At 59.5% G+C, this 16,566-nt stretch carries 15 protein-coding genes; 4 read left to right on the forward strand and 11 right to left on the reverse strand.

The features are described 5' to 3' along the window. Nucleotides 1–6 precede the first annotated feature (6 nt). The gene (locus K0H48_RS26335) at nucleotides 7–786 is read right to left on the reverse strand and encodes a gamma-glutamyl-gamma-aminobutyrate hydrolase family protein (RefSeq protein WP_219269932.1); all 780 of its coding nucleotides are present in this window, start codon (nucleotides 784–786) and stop codon (nucleotides 7–9) included. A gap of 278 nt (nucleotides 787–1,064) precedes the next feature. On the opposite strand from K0H48_RS26335, the gene K0H48_RS26340 reads away from it, so the two are divergent. Further along, entirely contained in the window at nucleotides 1,065–2,441 is a 1,377-nt protein-coding gene (locus K0H48_RS26340) for a glutamine synthetase family protein (RefSeq protein ID WP_003213894.1), read from the forward strand. A gap of 220 nt (nucleotides 2,442–2,661) precedes the next feature. Continuing rightward, nucleotides 2,662–3,291, forward strand: coding sequence for a TetR/AcrR family transcriptional regulator (locus tag K0H48_RS26345; protein ID WP_056860733.1), 630 nt, complete (start codon nucleotides 2,662–2,664; stop codon nucleotides 3,289–3,291). 118 nt (nucleotides 3,292–3,409) lie between these two features. On the opposite strand, the gene K0H48_RS26350 is transcribed toward K0H48_RS26345, so the two are convergent. From K0H48_RS26350 to K0H48_RS26385, 8 genes are all read right to left on the reverse strand, one after another. Beyond that, nucleotides 3,410–3,625: a molybdopterin-binding protein gene (locus K0H48_RS26350; RefSeq protein WP_003213899.1), complete on the reverse strand. Its 216-nt coding sequence runs from the start codon at nucleotides 3,623–3,625 to the stop codon at nucleotides 3,410–3,412. A 19-nt stretch (nucleotides 3,626–3,644) separates the two neighbouring features. After that, nucleotides 3,645–4,451 (reverse strand): aliphatic sulfonates ABC transporter ATP-binding protein, encoded by an 807-nt coding sequence (gene ssuB, locus K0H48_RS26355; protein WP_056860734.1) that lies wholly within the window; start codon nucleotides 4,449–4,451, stop codon nucleotides 3,645–3,647. After that, nucleotides 4,448–5,236 carry an aliphatic sulfonate ABC transporter permease SsuC gene (ssuC, locus tag K0H48_RS26360; protein ID WP_017139538.1) on the reverse strand — a complete coding sequence of 263 codons (789 nt, stop codon included), beginning with the start codon at nucleotides 5,234–5,236 and terminating at the stop codon, nucleotides 4,448–4,450. The genes ssuB and ssuC overlap by 4 nt, the downstream gene beginning before the upstream one ends. Before the next feature lie 9 nt (nucleotides 5,237–5,245). Next, entirely contained in the window at nucleotides 5,246–6,394 is a 1,149-nt protein-coding gene (gene ssuD, locus K0H48_RS26365) for an FMNH2-dependent alkanesulfonate monooxygenase (protein ID WP_219269933.1), read from the reverse strand. 25 nt (nucleotides 6,395–6,419) lie between these two features. After that, nucleotides 6,420–7,388 (reverse strand): sulfonate ABC transporter substrate-binding protein, encoded by a 969-nt coding sequence (locus K0H48_RS26370; protein ID WP_219269935.1) that lies wholly within the window; start codon nucleotides 7,386–7,388, stop codon nucleotides 6,420–6,422. A 94-nt stretch (nucleotides 7,389–7,482) separates the two neighbouring features. After that, nucleotides 7,483–8,076, reverse strand: coding sequence for an NADPH-dependent FMN reductase (gene ssuE, locus K0H48_RS26375; RefSeq protein ID WP_219269937.1), 594 nt, complete (start codon nucleotides 8,074–8,076; stop codon nucleotides 7,483–7,485). A gap of 305 nt (nucleotides 8,077–8,381) precedes the next feature. Next, nucleotides 8,382–9,020: a peroxiredoxin gene (locus K0H48_RS26380; protein WP_219269938.1), complete on the reverse strand. Its 639-nt coding sequence runs from the start codon at nucleotides 9,018–9,020 to the stop codon at nucleotides 8,382–8,384. A gap of 292 nt (nucleotides 9,021–9,312) precedes the next feature. Continuing rightward, the gene (locus K0H48_RS26385) at nucleotides 9,313–10,668 is read right to left on the reverse strand and encodes an OprD family porin (protein ID WP_056860739.1); all 1,356 of its coding nucleotides are present in this window, start codon (nucleotides 10,666–10,668) and stop codon (nucleotides 9,313–9,315) included. A gap of 370 nt (nucleotides 10,669–11,038) precedes the next feature. On the opposite strand from K0H48_RS26385, the gene tauA reads away from it, so the two are divergent. Then, the gene (tauA, locus tag K0H48_RS26390; protein ID WP_219269940.1) at nucleotides 11,039–12,025 is read left to right on the forward strand and encodes a taurine ABC transporter substrate-binding protein; all 987 of its coding nucleotides are present in this window, start codon (nucleotides 11,039–11,041) and stop codon (nucleotides 12,023–12,025) included. A 150-nt stretch (nucleotides 12,026–12,175) separates the two neighbouring features. Here tauA and argA read toward each other — a convergent pair whose 3' ends face one another. Next, nucleotides 12,176–13,474, reverse strand: coding sequence for an amino-acid N-acetyltransferase (argA, locus tag K0H48_RS26395; protein ID WP_138813395.1), 1,299 nt, complete (start codon nucleotides 13,472–13,474; stop codon nucleotides 12,176–12,178). 136 nt (nucleotides 13,475–13,610) lie between these two features. Further along, on the reverse strand, nucleotides 13,611–14,759 hold the full coding sequence (gene argE, locus K0H48_RS26400) for an acetylornithine deacetylase (protein ID WP_219269941.1): 1,149 nt from the start codon (nucleotides 14,757–14,759) through the stop codon (nucleotides 13,611–13,613). Between the two features lie 158 nt (nucleotides 14,760–14,917). Here argE and K0H48_RS26405 point away from each other — a divergent pair, with 158 nt between their 5' ends. Beyond that, nucleotides 14,918–16,285 (forward strand): inorganic triphosphatase, encoded by a 1,368-nt coding sequence (locus tag K0H48_RS26405; protein ID WP_138813393.1) that lies wholly within the window; start codon nucleotides 14,918–14,920, stop codon nucleotides 16,283–16,285. Nucleotides 16,286–16,566: the final 281 nt, after the last annotated feature.

Raw genomic sequence — 16,566 nt, forward strand, 5'->3', positions numbered from 1 at the left:
TAAAGGTCAGGCGTTGTTTGACGCAGCATCCGCGTCGCGTTGCATCGCCCGCTTTCGACAAGCCGAGCCAAAGGCCTGGAAGATCGCGAGGTAGTGCGGGTTAGAGCTTACCTGCCATTCGGGGTGCCATTGCACTCCTAAAGCAAAAGCCTTGCCCGACGTGTAAGAAAAAGCTTCGATCAACCCATCGGGTGCGCTCGCTTCGACCTGCAGCCCCGGTGCCAGGCGGTCAACGCCCTGGCTGTGAATCGAGTTGACCTGGATCGTCGGCGGCAAACCCAGGCCTGCCAATACCCCATTGGGGGTAATCGCCACGGCGTGCGCCGGGCCGTACTGGATTTCCAACGGCTGGGTCTCGTCTTCGCGGTGATCCATCATGCCCGGCACTTCATGAACCTTCTGGTGCAGGCTGCCGCCGAAGGCTACGTTCATTTCCTGGAAGCCACGGCAGATGCCCAGCACCGGCACGCCTGCCGCGATCGCGGCACGCAGCAACGGCAGGGTGGTCTGGTCGCGTGCAGAATCATGAGCAGTCCCTGGCGCACTGGCCGGACCGTCGTAGTGAAAGGGTTCGATATTGGAGGGGGAGCCGGTAAAAAGAATGCCATCCAGGCCGTCAAGAATATTGGCCGGGTCGAGCAAGTCGCCCAAGGATGGAATGATCAATGGCAAGCCCTTGGCAGCGACTGCAACTGCACGGACGTATTTGTCGCCACTGATGTGATAAGCATGCAAACCGACCTGTTTGGAGCAGGCGGTGACGCCGATTAACGGCAGGCGAGACATGAAGCACCCCGGTATTATTGCTGTTATGGGTTTGAATCGAGCTTAGCCTTGTTCATTTTTTTACACAACACCCCCGTAAAAAATACAACACGGCCCGCTTTAGCCTGCTAGTCCCAAGCCCTTCAAACCCAAAAAACCGCCCCAAAAAGCCCCAAAAAAGGCCTCAAGGCGCTTTTTTAGGGCAAAAAAGGCCTCGCTTGACTTCGGCATGCCGTTCGGGTTGACTGAAACCAGAAAAGATCAATGATTGATATTTTTAACAACAAAGGTGTTGCATCATGTCGGTACCCCCGCGTGCCGTTCAGCTTAACGAAGCGAACGCGTTCCTTAAGGATCATCCTGAGGTTCTGTACGTAGACCTTCTAATTGCGGATATGAATGGTGTGGTGCGCGGTAAGCGCATCGAACGCACCAGCCTCCACAAGGTTTACGAGAAGGGCATTAACCTGCCTGCCTCTTTATTTGCCCTGGATATCAACGGCTCGACGGTGGAAAGCACCGGCCTGGGTCTGGACATCGGTGATGCTGACCGAATCTGTTATCCAATCCCCGACACCCTGTGCAATGAACCCTGGCAAAAGCGCCCAACCGCGCAGCTGCTGATGACCATGCACGAACTTGAAGGTGAACCTTTCTTCGCCGATCCTCGCGAAGTGCTCCGCCAAGTTGTAAGCAAATTTGACGACCTCGGTCTGACCATCTGCGCCGCCTTCGAGCTTGAGTTCTACCTGATCGACCAGGAGAACGTGAACGGCCGCCCACAACCGCCCCGCTCGCCGATCTCCGGCAAACGCCCGCACTCGACACAGGTCTACCTGATCGACGACCTCGATGAATACGTCGACTGCCTCCAGGACATTCTGGAAGGTGCCAAAGAGCAAGGCATCCCGGCTGACGCCATCGTCAAGGAAAGTGCCCCGGCGCAGTTCGAAGTGAACCTGCACCACGTCGCCGACCCGATCAAGGCTTGCGACTACGCGGTACTGCTCAAGCGCCTGATCAAGAACATCGCCTACGACCATGAAATGGACACCACCTTCATGGCCAAGCCTTACCCAGGCCAGGCAGGCAACGGTTTGCACGTACACATCTCCATTTTGGACAAGGACGGCAAAAACATTTTTGCCAGCGAGGATCCCGAGCAGAACGCCGCACTGCGTCACGCGATCGGCGGTGTGCTCGAGACCCTGCCCGCCCAAATGGCGTTCCTGTGCCCCAACGTCAACTCCTACCGTCGTTTCGGCGCACAGTTCTACGTGCCGAACTCGCCGTGCTGGGGGCTGGATAACCGCACTGTGGCGATTCGCGTACCCACCGGCTCGTCCGATGCCGTGCGTATCGAACACCGCGTGGCCGGTGCCGACGCCAACCCTTACCTGCTGATGGCTTCGGTCCTGGCGGGCGTGCACCACGGTCTTACCAACAAGATCGAGCCTGGCGCACCGGTGGAAGGCAACAGCTACGAGCAGAACGAACAGAGCCTGCCGAACAACCTGCGCGATGCATTGCGTGAGTTGGACGACAGCGAGGTGATGGCCAAGTACATCGATCCTAAGTACATCGATATCTTCGTCGCCTGTAAGGAAAGTGAGCTGGAAGAGTTTGAACACTCCATCTCCGACCTTGAGTACAACTGGTATCTGCATACTGTGTAAGCAGTTGCAGCTTTAAAAGAATGCCGCAGGCTTTATGGCCTGCGGCATTTTTTTTGAGTTTATTCGGTAGACCGCGTTGTATTCATCGCAGGCAAGCCAGCTCCCACACTTGAATGCGTTCACAAATCAAAGTGTGGGAGCTGGCTTGCCTGCGATGAGGCCCTGGCAGACAACACACCCTCCTGCTCATACAATGCCCTCTGCCTTGTAGGAGACTTCCATGCCCACCCGCCCCGCCGCCCCTCGCAAACCCCGCGCCCGCAGCCAGGCCCGGATCGATGCGATCCTCGACGCCGCCCGCACCTTGCTGGCGAGCGAAGGCGTGGCGAGTTTGTCGATCTACAGTGTGGCCGAACGGGCGCAGATCCCACCGTCGTCGGTATATCACTTTTTCGCCAGCGTGCCGGCGTTGCTGGAGGCGCTGACCGCCGATGTACATGCCGCTTTCCGCGCCGCGATCCAGGCGCCCATCGAGCATGATTCACTCAAGGTGTGGCGCGACCTGTCCTCTATCGTCGAGCAGCGCATGCTCAGCATCTACAGCAACGACGCGGCCGCACGCCAGTTGATCCTGGCGCAGCACGGGCTTGCTGAAGTGACCCAGGCAGACCGTCAGCATGATTTGGAACTGGGGGATTTGATGCTTGAAGTGTTCAACCGCCACTTCGAAGTGCCGACCTTGCCCACCGACGTGGACGTGTTCGCGCTGGCGCTGGAGTTGAGCGACCGCGTGTACGCGCGCTCGGTGCATCAGCATGGGCAGATTACGCCGCGCATGGCCGAGGAAGGGATGCGGGTATTTGATGCGTATGTGGGGCTTTATTTACCGGCGTATTTGCCTAAGCGCTGAGCCTTGCGGTGGCTGCGCCGGCCCTATCGCGGGCAAGCCCGGCTCCCACATTTTGAGCTGTGAATACATTCAAATGTGGGAGCTGGCTTGCCTGCGATAGCGATTGCAAGGCCGCCAATCACAACTTGGCGATCGACACCTCGGTGGACTTAACAAAGGCAATCACTTCGCTGCCAATCACCAGTTCCAGCTCTTTGACCGAGCGCGTAGTGATCACCGAAGTCACGATGCCGGACGCCGTTTGCACGTCGATTTCCGACAGCACGTCGCCTTCGACGATTTCCTTGATGGTGCCTTTGAACTGGTTACGCACGTTGATGGCTTTGATAGTCATGATGGTTTTCCTCTATGAGTTATTGAGCCCAACGCAATTGCGTAGGCAGCGGTGAAACAGGTTCAGGTTCCGGCGGCGAGCCTGGCAGCGACAGCACCCGGTTAAGCACTTCAGCTTCCAGCGCGGCCAGGCGATGTGAGCCACGGGCACGCGGGCGTGGCAGGTCAACGATCAGGTCGAGGCCGATTTCGCCGTCTTCGATCAGGATCACGCGGTCAGCAATCGCCACGGCTTCGCTGACATCGTGAGTGACCAGCAACACGGTGAAGCCGTGCTTCTGCCAGAGGTTTTCGATCAGTTGCTGCATCTCGATGCGGGTCAGGGCGTCCAGCGCCCCCAACGGCTCATCGAGCAACAACAGGCGCGGCTGGTGGATCAACGCGCGAGCCAGGGCCACACGTTGCTTCTGGCCACCGGACAAAGCCGCCGGCCACTCATTGGCGCGCTCGGCCAAACCCACTGCCTCCAGCGCTTCCAATGCCTTGGGGCGCCAGTTGCCCTTGAGGCCCAGGCCGACGTTGTCGATGATCTTTTTCCACGGCAGCAAACGCGCTTCCTGGAACATCAACCGCGTGTCTTCAATCGCCTCGTTCAACGGCGCGGAGCCGGCCAGCAGCTCGCCGCCACTGGCTTTGTCCAGGCCCGCGAGCAGACGCAGCAAAGTACTTTTGCCGCAGCCGCTGCGACCGACCACGGCCACGAACTGGCCCGCCGGAATGTGCAGATCAATCTCTTTGAGTACTTCCCGCGCACCAAAGGCCTTGCGCAATTTGCGCACCGCCAGCGGGATGCCCTTGAGCAGGCGCGGAGGTTGTTGAGCGGTCATGCCGCACCTCCTTTATTTACTTGATAAGCCGGGTGCCAGCGCAGCCACACGCGTTCCAGGCCACGCGCCGCGAGGTCGGCGAGCTTGCCGAGGATGGCGTACAGCACAATTGCCAGTACCACCACGTCGGTTTGCAGGAATTCGCGGGCGTTCATCGCCAGGTAACCGATGCCGGAGCTGGCCGAGATGGTTTCCGCCACGATCAGCGTCAGCCACATAAAGCCCAAGGCAAAGCGCACACCCACCAGAATCGAAGGCAACGCGCCCGGCAGGATCACTTGCCAGAACAGGCTGAAACCAGACAGGCCGTAGCTGCGCGACATCTCCACCAACGCCGGGTCGACGTTGCGGATGCCGTGGTAGGTGTTCAGGTAAATGGGGAACAGCGTGCCGAGGGCGACCAGGAAAATCTTCGCGGTCTCGTCAATGCCGAACCACAAAATCACCAGCGGAATCAGCGCCAGGTGCGGCACGTTGCGGATCATCTGCACCGAGCTGTCCAGCAGGCGCTCGCCCCACTTCGACAGGCCGGTGATAAAGCCCAGGGCCAGGCCGATGCTGCCACCGATCACAAAGCCCAGGCCCGCACGCCAGCCGCTGATGGCCAGGTGTGTCCAGATCTCACCGCTGCGTACCAGGTTGACCCCTGCTTCGATCACCGCACTCGGCGCCGGCAAAATGCGCGTCGACAACCAGCCCGCCGACACCGACAGCTGCCACACCGCCAGCAACAAAATCGGCAGCACCCAAGGCGCGACGCGATGGCTCAATTTTTCAAAATCCATAATGGCGCCTCAGCTCTGCGACGCAGCTTTGGGAAGGATGTCGTTGGCGACCATTTCGCCGAACGGGCTCACGTAACCGGCGCTCTTCGGCAGCTCGGGACGCTCGATATCCAGGTGCGGGAACAACAGCTCGGCCACCCGATACGACTCTTCCAGGTGTGGGTAACCGGAGAAGATAAAGGTGTCGATGCCCAGCGCAGCGTATTCCTTGACCCGCGCCGCCACGGTTGGGCCATCGCCCACCAATGCAGTACCGGCACCGCCACGCACCAGGCCGACGCCGGCCCACAGGTTGGGGCTGACTTCGAGGTTGTCGCGGCTACCGCCGTGCAGGGCAGCCATGCGCTGCTGGCCCACCGAATCAAAGCGCGACAGCGAGGCCTGGGCGCGGGCGATGGTTTCATCGTCTACATGGGAGATCAGCTTGTCGGCGGCCTTCCAGGCTTTTTCGTTGGTTTCGCGCACGATCACATGCAAGCGAATGCCAAAACGCAGGGTACGCCCCAGTTTTTCGGCCTTGGCCCGTACCTGTGCAATTTTTTCCGCGACTGCGGCTGGCGGCTCGCCCCAGGTCAACACCATCTCCACCTGTTCGGCTGCCAGGTCCTGGGCCGCTTCGGAGGAACCGCCGAAGTACAGCGGTGGACGTGGCTGCTGGATCGGCGGGTAAAGCAATTTGGCGCCTTTGACGCTGATGTGCTCGCCGTCGTAATCCACGGTTTCGCCTTCCAGCACGCGACGCCAGATGCGGGTGAATTCCACCGAGGCCTGGTAGCGTTCTTCGTGGCTGAGGAACAAGCCATCGCCGGCCAGCTCTTCCGGATCACCGCCGGTGACCAGGTTGAACAAAGCGCGCCCGCCGGACAAACGGTCCAGGGTCGCGGCCTGACGCGCAGCCACTGTTGGGGAAATGATCCCGGGGCGCAGCGCAACGAGGAATTTCAAACGCTGGGTCACCGGGATCAGCGAGGCGGCCACCAGCCACGAGTCTTCGCAGGAGCGGCCAGTGGGGATCAGCACCCCGCCGAAACCCAGGCGGTCGGCGGCCTGGGCCACTTGCTGCAGATAACCGTGATCGACGGCGCGTGCGCCTTCTGCGGTGCCAAGGTAATGGCCGTCGCCGTGGGTAGGCAGGAACCAGAAAATATTGAGGCTCATGGAGTTGTCTCCTGAAGAAGTCGGATTACGGCGCTTTGGCGACGGCGGCGGGTGGAGTCCAGATCACGTCCTTGATGCTCAAGGGTTTGGGGATCAATTTGAGCTGGTAGAAGGTGTCGGCGATTTTCTGCTGGGCGGCGACCACTTCCGGGGTCAGGAACAGCGCGCCGTAGCCTTGGCGCTTGACCGAGGTCAGGGTGATGTCTGCCGGCAAGCCGAGCAGCGGTGCGACTTGTTCGGTTACTTCCTGAGGGTTGGCCTTGGACCATTCGCCCACTGCGCGCACTTCTTCCACCAGCGCCTTGATCACGTCTGGGTGTTGCGTGGCGTAAGGCTTGGTAGCCAGGTAGAACTGATGGTTGTCGGCAATGCCGGTGCCGTCACGCAGGGTGCGGGCTTGCAGCTGTCTTTCGGCGGCGGCCTGGTACGGGTCCCAGATCACCCAGGCGTCCACGCTGCCACGCTCGAACGCGGCGCGGGCATCGGCGGGCGGCAGGAAGATGGTTTGCACGTCGGTGTATTTGAGGCCGGCATCTTCCAGGGCACGCACCAACAGGTAATGCACATTGGAACCTTTGTTGAGCACGATTTTCTTGCCCTTGAGCTCGGCCACCGATTTGATCGTCGAGTCTTTGGGCACCAGGATCGCTTCACTGGTCGGCGCGGGCGGCTCGTAGGCGACGTAGAGCAAATCTGCACCCGCTGCCTGGGCAAATACCGGCGGCGTTTCGCCGGTAACGCCAAAGTCGATCGCGCCGACGTTCAGGCCTTCGAGCAATTGCGGGCCACCGGGGAACTCGGTCCATTGCACTTGCACGCCTTGGGCGGCCAGGCGTTTTTCCAGCGAGCCTTTGGCTTTGAGCAGCACCAGCGTGCCGTACTTCTGATAACCGATCCGCAGGGTCTCGGCGGCCTGGGCTTGAACAATGGCGCCGAAGGACACAGCCGCAGCAAACAGTGCGACCAGACCACGACGCAAGATGACAGTGCGCATGGCGCTCTCTCCAAAAAATGCGATTAGGGGGTTGGCTGCACCTGCTTGGCCGTTGGCGGCTGAGTAAGGTGAGTACTACAAAATCCGGTACGGCTTAAATGCTCCAGCGAGCACTCAACAAACGTTCATTCAACACATTCGGGTCCAGCGGTTTGGGGCGACGGGCCATGGCGCCGTAAAGCGTATCCAGGGCCTCGTGCAAACGCTGTTCAAGCACCGGCACCAGTTGCGCCTGGGCACTGCCTTCGGCGTAAGCGATCTGGCTGTCTTCGGCGAAAATACCGTGGAGCAATTCCTGGGCTTTGAGGGCCGACAACACCGGCTTCAGGGCATAGTCCACCGCCAGCATGTGGGCGATGCTGCCGCCGGTGGCCATCGGCAACACAACCTTGTGGGCCAGGGCGCGTTCGGGCAGCAGGTCGAGCACGGTTTTCAGCGCGCCGGAAAACGAGGCCTTGTACACCGGCGTGGCAATGACCAGGCCGTCGGCATTGGCGATTTGCTGCAACAGGTCGATGACTTTGGGGCTGTCGAAGCGGGCGTGCAGCAAGTCTTCGGCCGGGAAGTCCCGTATCTGATAACTCACCACTTCCACGCCTTTGTCTTGCAGCCACTGACGGGTTTTTTCCAGCAAGACCCCGGAGCGCGAACGCTGGCTGGGGCTGCCTCCAAGTGTTACGACCAGCATGCAGGTATTCCTTGGGCAAGTGTCGGCGGTTCGCTGGGTGGCGATGGCGCCAAGATGGAACAGACCCTATCAGCATATTTATATATCTTTAAATCTTATTTTTTCATTTGTTTATTCTATAAAGGAATATGCAGATTATTAAACTCAAGGCGAAAAAAAAGGCCGTCGAAACGGCCTGAAAACCCCTGCTATGTGATTCGGTTTCTGCGGTGTATGTACTGCCGCCATCGCGGGCAAGCCCGGCTCCCACAGGGGAATGCGGTCAACTTTGGGAGCCGGGCTTGCCCGCGATAGCGATTTCAGCCTCAGCGATTAGGCTGTGGGGTGAGGCGCAGGTACGGCTTCACGGCGCGATAGCCCTTCGGAAAGCGCTGCTTGATCTCTTCCTCGTCCTTGAGCGACGGCACGATCACCACTTCATCGCCGTCCTGCCAGTTGGCGGGCGTGGCGACCTTGTGGCTGTCGGTCAGTTGCAGCGAGTCGATGACCCGCAGGATTTCGTGGAAGTTGCGACCGGTGCTGGCCGGGTAGGTAATCGTCAGGCGGATCTTCTTGTTCGGGTCAATCACGAACAAGGAGCGCACGGTGAGGGTGTCACTGGCATTCGGGTGGATCAGGTCGTAGAGGTCCGACACCTTGCGATCTGCATCCGCCAGGATCGGGAAGTTGACGATGGTGTTCTGGGTTTCGTTGATGTCTTCGATCCACTTGTGGTGCGAGTCCACCGGGTCAACCGACAGGGCAATGGCCTTGACGCCGCGCTGGGCGAATTCGTCCTTGAGCTTGGCGGTAAAGCCCAGCTCCGTGGTGCACACCGGAGTAAAGTCAGCCGGATGGGAAAACAGCACGCCCCAGCTATCGCCCAGCCATTCGTGGAAACGAATCTTGCCGGCGCTGGAATCCTGTTCAAAGTCGGGGGCGATGTCGCCCAATCGTAGGCTCATGGTGTGGCTCCTGATGAGTGCTTATGGAGCCCACTGTGCATGGGTTGGAGATTATTTAAAAAGAATAAATATCGATTTATCTAGACGATAAAGGAATATTAAAAATCTGTTCATTGGACTTGGGAACGGGCGAGGATCAACATCGGTTTCAAGGTTCGAGAAGGCCTTGAGACGCTGTACAAAGAGGGGATTCAGGAAGGGCTTGCGGGGGTTGAGCCCGACTTGAAAAGCAAGACACCTTGCCCGGCGTTGCGCCGGGCAAGGTTTACAGCCTTACAACAACTTCACGCTACTAGAACAGTGGCAGCGAGTAGCTGACGATCAGACGGTTTTCGTCCTGGGAACGGGTGTTCGCCAGGTCGGTACGCCACATTGCGTTTTTCCAGGCAACGCCGAGGTTTTTCAGCGGGCCTTCTGGAATCACGTAGGCAACGGTGATATCACGTTCCCACTCGGACTGGCCGGTGGTTTCAGTACGTGCGTTAGTGTTCGCGATGGTGTCGATGTTGCTACCTTTGAGGTACACAACGCCAGCCGTCAGGCCAGGTACGCCAACCTTGGCGAAGTCATAAGCGTAACGAGCTTGCCAAGTACGCTCGCCAGCACGGGCGAACTTCTGGATCTGCATGTCGGTAGTGATGTAAGCCGACGAGCCGTCACCTTGGTTCAGCCAAGGGAAGTCGCTGCTGCCATTGCTAACTTGATAACCGCCACCAAAGGTGTGACCGGCCACGGAGTACAGGAAAAGACCGCTGTACAGGTTGTTGTCGACTTTACCCTTACCGGCACGGAAACCGTTGTAGTTACCGCTGGTGTAGTAGGAAGACGTATTACCGTTCAGGCCGTCGTCAGAACTGTTGAAATAACGCAGGTCAGACTTCAATACGCCCGGGCCGATCGACCAGTTATGGGTCAGACCCAGGAAGTGCTGCTTGTAGAAGTCTTCCAGGTTGCCGTAGTAGTACTGTGCGGTCAGATCTTTGGTGAGCTTGTAGTCACCACCGGCATAGTAGAACTTGTTGACGAACTTGCCTGCGGTGTAGTTCGAGCCACCGTTGGCACCACCCAGCGACAAACCTTCGTTGTTGCTGGAGTTACGGCCTTTGGCATGCTCAATCTGACCGGCAACCAGGGTCAAATCCTTGATGTCGTTGGTAGTGATCTGGCCACCCTGGAAGGTTTGCGGCAGCATACGACCATCGTTGGTCACGATAACTGGCAGCTTAGGCTGCAACGTACCCAGTTTCAGTTCGGTTTGGGAGATCTTCACCTTACCGGTCACACCGAGGCTGGCGAAATCGTTGACCGCGCGATTGCCATCGCTTGGGAACACAGTACCGCCGGACGAAGTACCGGTGATGTTACCGCTGGTGCCGCGGCCAGAATCGAGGCGCACGCCGTACAAGCCGATTGCGTCAACGCCGAACTGAACCGTGCCTTGGGTGTAGCCCGAAATGAACCGCAGATCGAAGCCTTGGCCCCACTCTTCGTTCCTGGACGGGTCTGCAGCACCATCACGGTTATCCGTGTTGATGTAGAAGTTACGCAGACCCAGTGTGGCCTTACTGTCTTCGATGAAACCGGCAGCGCCTGCTTGCTGAGCGATTGCGCCCAGGGTCACAGCCAACGCCAAGGTGGACTTCTTCATGTACCGCTCCTCTCATTTCTAATTTTTGTATTTCTTTGGTCTCGGGTCTGACGCCCTCGATCCACAGATGCGCGATTAGCGCCAGATAGTGACTACCAAGTCAATCGTAACCTTGTGTGTCTACTACCTTCGTCTAATCGCAGTTGATTTGGTCCCTGCAGGGTAATGAGTTTTTCATACACCCAAAAAGAATTGTTTCATTCTTTTTCATACGATTCAGGAATAAGCCTCAGCAGACAGCGAGCCGATCAGCATAGATCAACCGCTCCATAAGCTAATTCCTAAAGGGTATTTACCAGCCTTTTTTTAGATCGATTAGTGTGGCCGTACTGTTGCATACGTCACCCACGATCAAAAAGGCGACGCCATCATGGCCAAACGCACATCCTCCCGTCAATTTGTTACAGTTTTTGTGTCACTAATACTTTCTTTTGGTGTCAAAGCGGCCGATTTAACTATCGGCTATCAAACCGGCATCGACCCCAGCAAAGTCCCCCAGGCTGACGGCCTCTACGAAAAAGCCATCGGCGAGAAAATCGCCTGGCGCCGTTTCAACAGCGGCCCTGAAGTGGTCACTGCGATCGCTTCCGGCGATGTACAGATCGGCAATCTTGGTTCCAGCCCCCTCGCAGCAGCGGCTTCACGCAATCTACCGATCGTGGCGTTTATCGTATCGGCGCAGATCAACACTTCTGAAGCCCTGGTGGTGCGCAATGGCAGCGGCATCGACAAACCCGCAGACCTGGTGGGTAAAACCATCGCCACCCCTTTCGTTTCGACCTCTCATTACAGCCTGCTCGGGGCGCTGAAGCACTGGGGCCTGGACACGCAAAAAGTCAAAGTGGTGAACCTGCAACCGGCAGAAATTGCGGCTGCGTGGAAACGTGGCGATATCGATGGCGCGTTCGTCTGGTCGCCGGCGCTGGGGGAAATCCGCAAGACCGGCAAAACCCTGACAGACGCAGCCCAGGTGGGTCAGTGGGGCGCGCCAACGTTCGAAGTGTGGGTGGCGCGCAAGGATTTCGCGCAAAAACATCCTGACGTAGTGGCCAAGTTTGCCAAGGTCACGCTCGATTCCTTTGCTGACTACGCGGCCCATAAAGACAGCTGGACCGTCGACTCCGAACCGGTGCAAAAAATCGCCAAATTGACAGGCTCGAATGCTGCCGATATCCCAGAACTGTTGGCCGGCACCACTTTTCCAGATGCCCAGGCACAGCAGACCGAGGCGCTGCTTAAAGGCGGCACGGCGAAGGCGATTGGGGAGACGGCGAAGTTTTTGAAGGAACAGGGGAAGGTTGAAACGGTGTTGCCGGACTACTCAGCCTTCGTGACCGATAAATTCATCCCGGAATAAATGCGATCACCTGTGGGAGCTGGCTTGCCTGCGATGCGGGTACCTCGGTCTGTCAGGTAAACCGCGGTGATGCCATCGCAGGCAAGCCAGCTCCCACACAAGCCAGCCCTCACACAAGCCAGCTCCCACATATGCCAGCTCAGTGTTTTGTTATAGCGCCTTCTCGAAGATCTTCGAATTACGCTGATAGTTGTACAGCGAAGCCCGCGCCGACGGCAGGCGGTCGACGCTGCTCGGCACAAACCCGCGCTCGCGGAACCAATGGGCGGTACGCGTGGTGAGAACAAACAAGGTCTTCAAACCCTGCGCACGGGCACGGGTTTCGATGCGCTCCAACAGTTCATCACCGCGCCCGCCGTGGCGGTACTCCGGGTTGACCGCCAGGCACGCCAGCTCACCGGCATCCGAATCGGCGATCTGATACAACGCCGCACAGGCGATGATCATGCCTTCGCGCTCGACCACGCTGAACTGCTCGATCTCACGCTCCAATACCTCACGCGAACGCCGTACCAGAATGCCCTGCTCTTCCAGCGGGCTGATCAGGTCGAGCAAACCACCGACGTCTTCAATCGCCGCTTCGCGCACCAGCTCGAATTGCTCCTGGGCCACCAACGTGCCGCCGCCGTCGCGGGTAAACAGCTCGGTGAGCAGCGCGCCGTCTTCGGCATAACTGACGATATGGCTGCGCCCTACTCCGCCACGGCAAGCCTCGGCGGCGGCATCCAGCAATTCAGCTTGGTAGTTGTTGCCCAAACGTTGCAGGTGCGCCGGCACTTGTTGCGGGCGCAACTCACGCACCAGGCGACCATGCTCATCGATCAAACCGAGGTCGGCGCCAAACAGCAGCAGCTTGTCGGCGCCCAGGTCGATGGCGGCGCGAGTGGCGACGTCTTCGCAGGCCAGGTTGAAGATCTCGCCGGTGGGCGAATAACCCAATGGCGACAGCAGCACGATGGAGCGTTCGTCCAGCAGGCGATTGATGCCTTTGCGGTCGACCCGGCGCACTTCGCCGGTGTGGTGGTAGTCCACCCCTTCGAGCACACCGATCGGCCGTGCAGTAACGAGGTTGCCGCTGGCCACGCGCAGGCGCGAGCCTTGCATCGGCGACGAGGCCATGTCCATGGACAGGCGCGCCTCGATAGCAATGCGCAAATGCCCAACCGCGTCGATCACACATTCCAGCGTCGCCGCATCGGTGATGCGCAAGCCTTCGTGGTAAGCCGGGGTGAGGCCGCGTGCTTCAAGGCGGGTTTCGATCTGCGGGCGCGAACCGTGCACCAGCACCAGCCGCACGCCCAGGCTGTGGAGCAGCACCAGGTCGTGGACGATATTGCCGAAGTTGGGGTGTTCCACACCATCGCCGGGTAGCATGACCACAAAGGTGCAGTCACGGTGGGCGTTGATGTAAGGCGAAGCGTGACGAAGCCAATTAACGTATTCGGGCATAAAACCTGGGCCTGTAATAAAAAGCAGCCAAAAAAGGGATGAATCGTGAAAGCGCACAGCGGGCTGATGGTTATCGTCGGAACAGGCTTGGCGACACGCTCGCTCTCCTTCTATGTACGAATAGGCAGGGGTTAATTTATGCAGGTTTCAGGCAGTAATGCTCGATCAGTTCCCGCAATAGACGCACTGTAGGCGTCAAGCGTGACATTTCGAGGTATTCGCCCGGCTGGTGGGCGCAGGCGATATCGCCGGGGCCAAGCACCAGGGTTTCACAACCAAGGCGCTGAAGATAAGGCGCTTCGGTGCCGAACGCTACTGCTTCGGCACGATGACCGGTCAATCGTTCCGCAACCCTTACCAGCTCGGCGTCTTCGGCCTGCTCGAACGGCGGCACTTCGGGGAACAGCGGCGCGTAGTCGATCTTGACTTTATGCCGCTCGGCCAAGGGTTCGAGCTTCTGGCGGATCGCGGCGCGCAGCACCTGCGGGTCCATGCCCGGCAACGGCCGCAGATCGAACTCCAGCGAGCATTGGCCGCAGATGCGATTGGGGTTGTCGCCGCCATGGATACACCCGAAGTTCATGGTCGGTTGCGGCACGCTGAATTGCGGGTTGCGGTACTCACGCTGCCAGGCCAGGCGCAGGCCACGCAGTTCGCCCATCGCGTCGTGCATGGCTTCGAGGGCGCTGTGGCCCAGGCTTGGGTCTGACGAATGGCCGCTTTGGCCCAGAATATCAATGCGCTCCATCATCACGCCTTTGTGCAGGCGGATCGGCTTCAGGCCCGTCGGCTCACCAATCACCGCCGCACGGCCCAACGGGCGCCCGGCTTCGGCCAGTGCGCGGGCACCGGACATCGAGCTTTCTTCATCGCAGGTGGCGAGGATCAGCAGCGGTTGCTTGAAAGGTTGATCCAGCAAGGGCAGCACGGCTTCGATAGCCAAGGCAAAAAAGCCTTTCATGTCGCAGCTGCCCAAGCCTACCCAGCGGCCGTCAACTTCCGTCAGCTTGAACGGATCGGTCTTCCACAGCGCAGCGTCATACGGCACGGTATCGCTATGCCCGGCCAGCACCAGCCCGCCGGGGCCGCTGCCGAAGCTGGCCAACAGGTTGAACTTGCCGGGGCTGACCTGCTGGATGTCGATGGCAAAACCCAGGTCGCCCAGCCAGCTGGCGAGCAGGTCGATGACCGGGCGGTTGGTCTGGTCGAGAGACGCTTGGGTGCAACTGACCGACGGCGCGGCAATCAGCGCGGCGAATTGCTCTTTCATGGACGGTAACGGCATGCGCAGCCTCTCAACTTCCCGGATGAGCCCCACTATAGAACCATCTGCACGACACAATAAACCGTTGCGGCACGTTGCCGGGCTCAGTCCTGTACACTGCACGACCTTGGCAGCCACACATTTCCCCGGCTGCGCTCCCGATCCTGGATTTTCCGGCCATGCAGAAAGAAACTGAAATCAAGCTCCGCGTCAGCCGCGAAACCCTCGCCGCGCTGCGTGAGCACCCGCTACTGAAAAAACGCAACAAAAGTGGCTGGGAACGCCGTGAGTTGATGAACCAGTACTTCGACACCCCCGAGCGCGACCTGGCCCAGGCCAAAGTCGCCCTGCGCCTGCGCAAGGACGGTGACGACATCATCCAGACCCTCAAGACCCGTGGCCAAAGCGTCGCCGGCTTGTCGGAACGTAACGAATACAACTGGGACCTGCCCAAAGCCAAGCTCGATGTGAAGAAACTCGACGGCGAATGCTGGCCCGAGCAATTGGCCGAGCTGGACAAAAAGACCCTCAAGCCAATCTTCACTACCGATTTTGTGCGTGAACGCGCCGAAATCGCCTGGGGCCGTGGCAAGGCCAAGGTGGTGATCGAAGCCGCCCTGGACCTGGGCCATGTGGTGGTCGGCAAGCAGAAAGAAGAGATCTGCGAACTGGAACTGGAACTGCGTGAAGGCGAACCGGCTGCCCTGCTGGAACTGGCCGCCGAACTGGCCGCGACCCTGGCGCTGATGCCGTGTGATATCAGCAAGGCCGAGCGCGGCTACCGCCTGTACGACGCCAGCAGCTACTCCCTGAGCCTGCCGGCCCCGCAAATCCATGCCGAAATGCCGTTGGACGATGCCTTCGCCGCAATCATGTGGCACCTGTTGGGCAGCAGCCAGCGTCTGGCCGAGCAATACCGCTTCAACGGTCATTGGCGTCTGCTGCAGGACTGGGTCGAGAACCTCGGCGAACTGCGCGCCCTGATCGGCAGCCTCGGCCAGGCCGCGCCGCGTCAATCCACCAGCGAACTGCGCAGCGCGCTGGACGCGTTGCTGGAAGACTGGCGCCCACTGGTGCAGGCCGGTGACGACGACGAAGACATCCGCAAAGCCGCGCCGGAACAGTTCGCCGAAGAACTTGAAGACGTGCGTTGGGGTCTGTTCTCGCTGAACACCTCGCGCTGGCTGCTGGCCCGCACCTGGACCGCCGACCGCAACGTGCGTGGCAACCGCCAGGGCGCCGCGCAGATCACCAACTGGCTGCCGCGCCTGCTGGCCGACGACGCCGTCGCCCTGCAACTGCCGCGCTACCAACAGCAACCGGAAGACCTGGCCGAGCAACTGCCGCGCATCGAGCGCATCCAGGCCTGGCTGCACCACGCACGTCAGGTGGTGGACATTCCGGAGCTGGACCGTTTGTACGGCGAGCTGAACAAGTTGGCGCTGCTGGCCAACCAGCCGATCACCGATGAGTCGCTGGATGCGCGTATGCATCAGGCGATTGCGGTGTATCAGAACCGCGCCTGGAAGACGTTGCTGCGCCTGTAAAACCGCTATCGCAGTTCAGCCCGGCTCCCACAGGGGAACGCATTCCGATGTGGGAGCCGGGCTTGCCAGCGATGAGCATAGGTATCTACACAACCGGTTAACACGAAGTCTGTGGTCAGTGAGCTGTTGTGGCGAGCAGGCTTGCCCTGCGTTGGGCTGCGAAGCAGCCCCAGTAAAGGCACTGCAATTTTCCTGAAAGAACTCAGCGTCTGGGTTTGGGGGCCGCTTCGCGGCCCAACGCAGGCGGTGCGACGATTCGACAAGCCTGCTCGCCACAGGAG

The organism is Pseudomonas sp. Xaverov 259 (genome assembly GCF_019352915.1).
Classification (GTDB): domain Bacteria; phylum Pseudomonadota; class Gammaproteobacteria; order Pseudomonadales; family Pseudomonadaceae; genus Aquipseudomonas.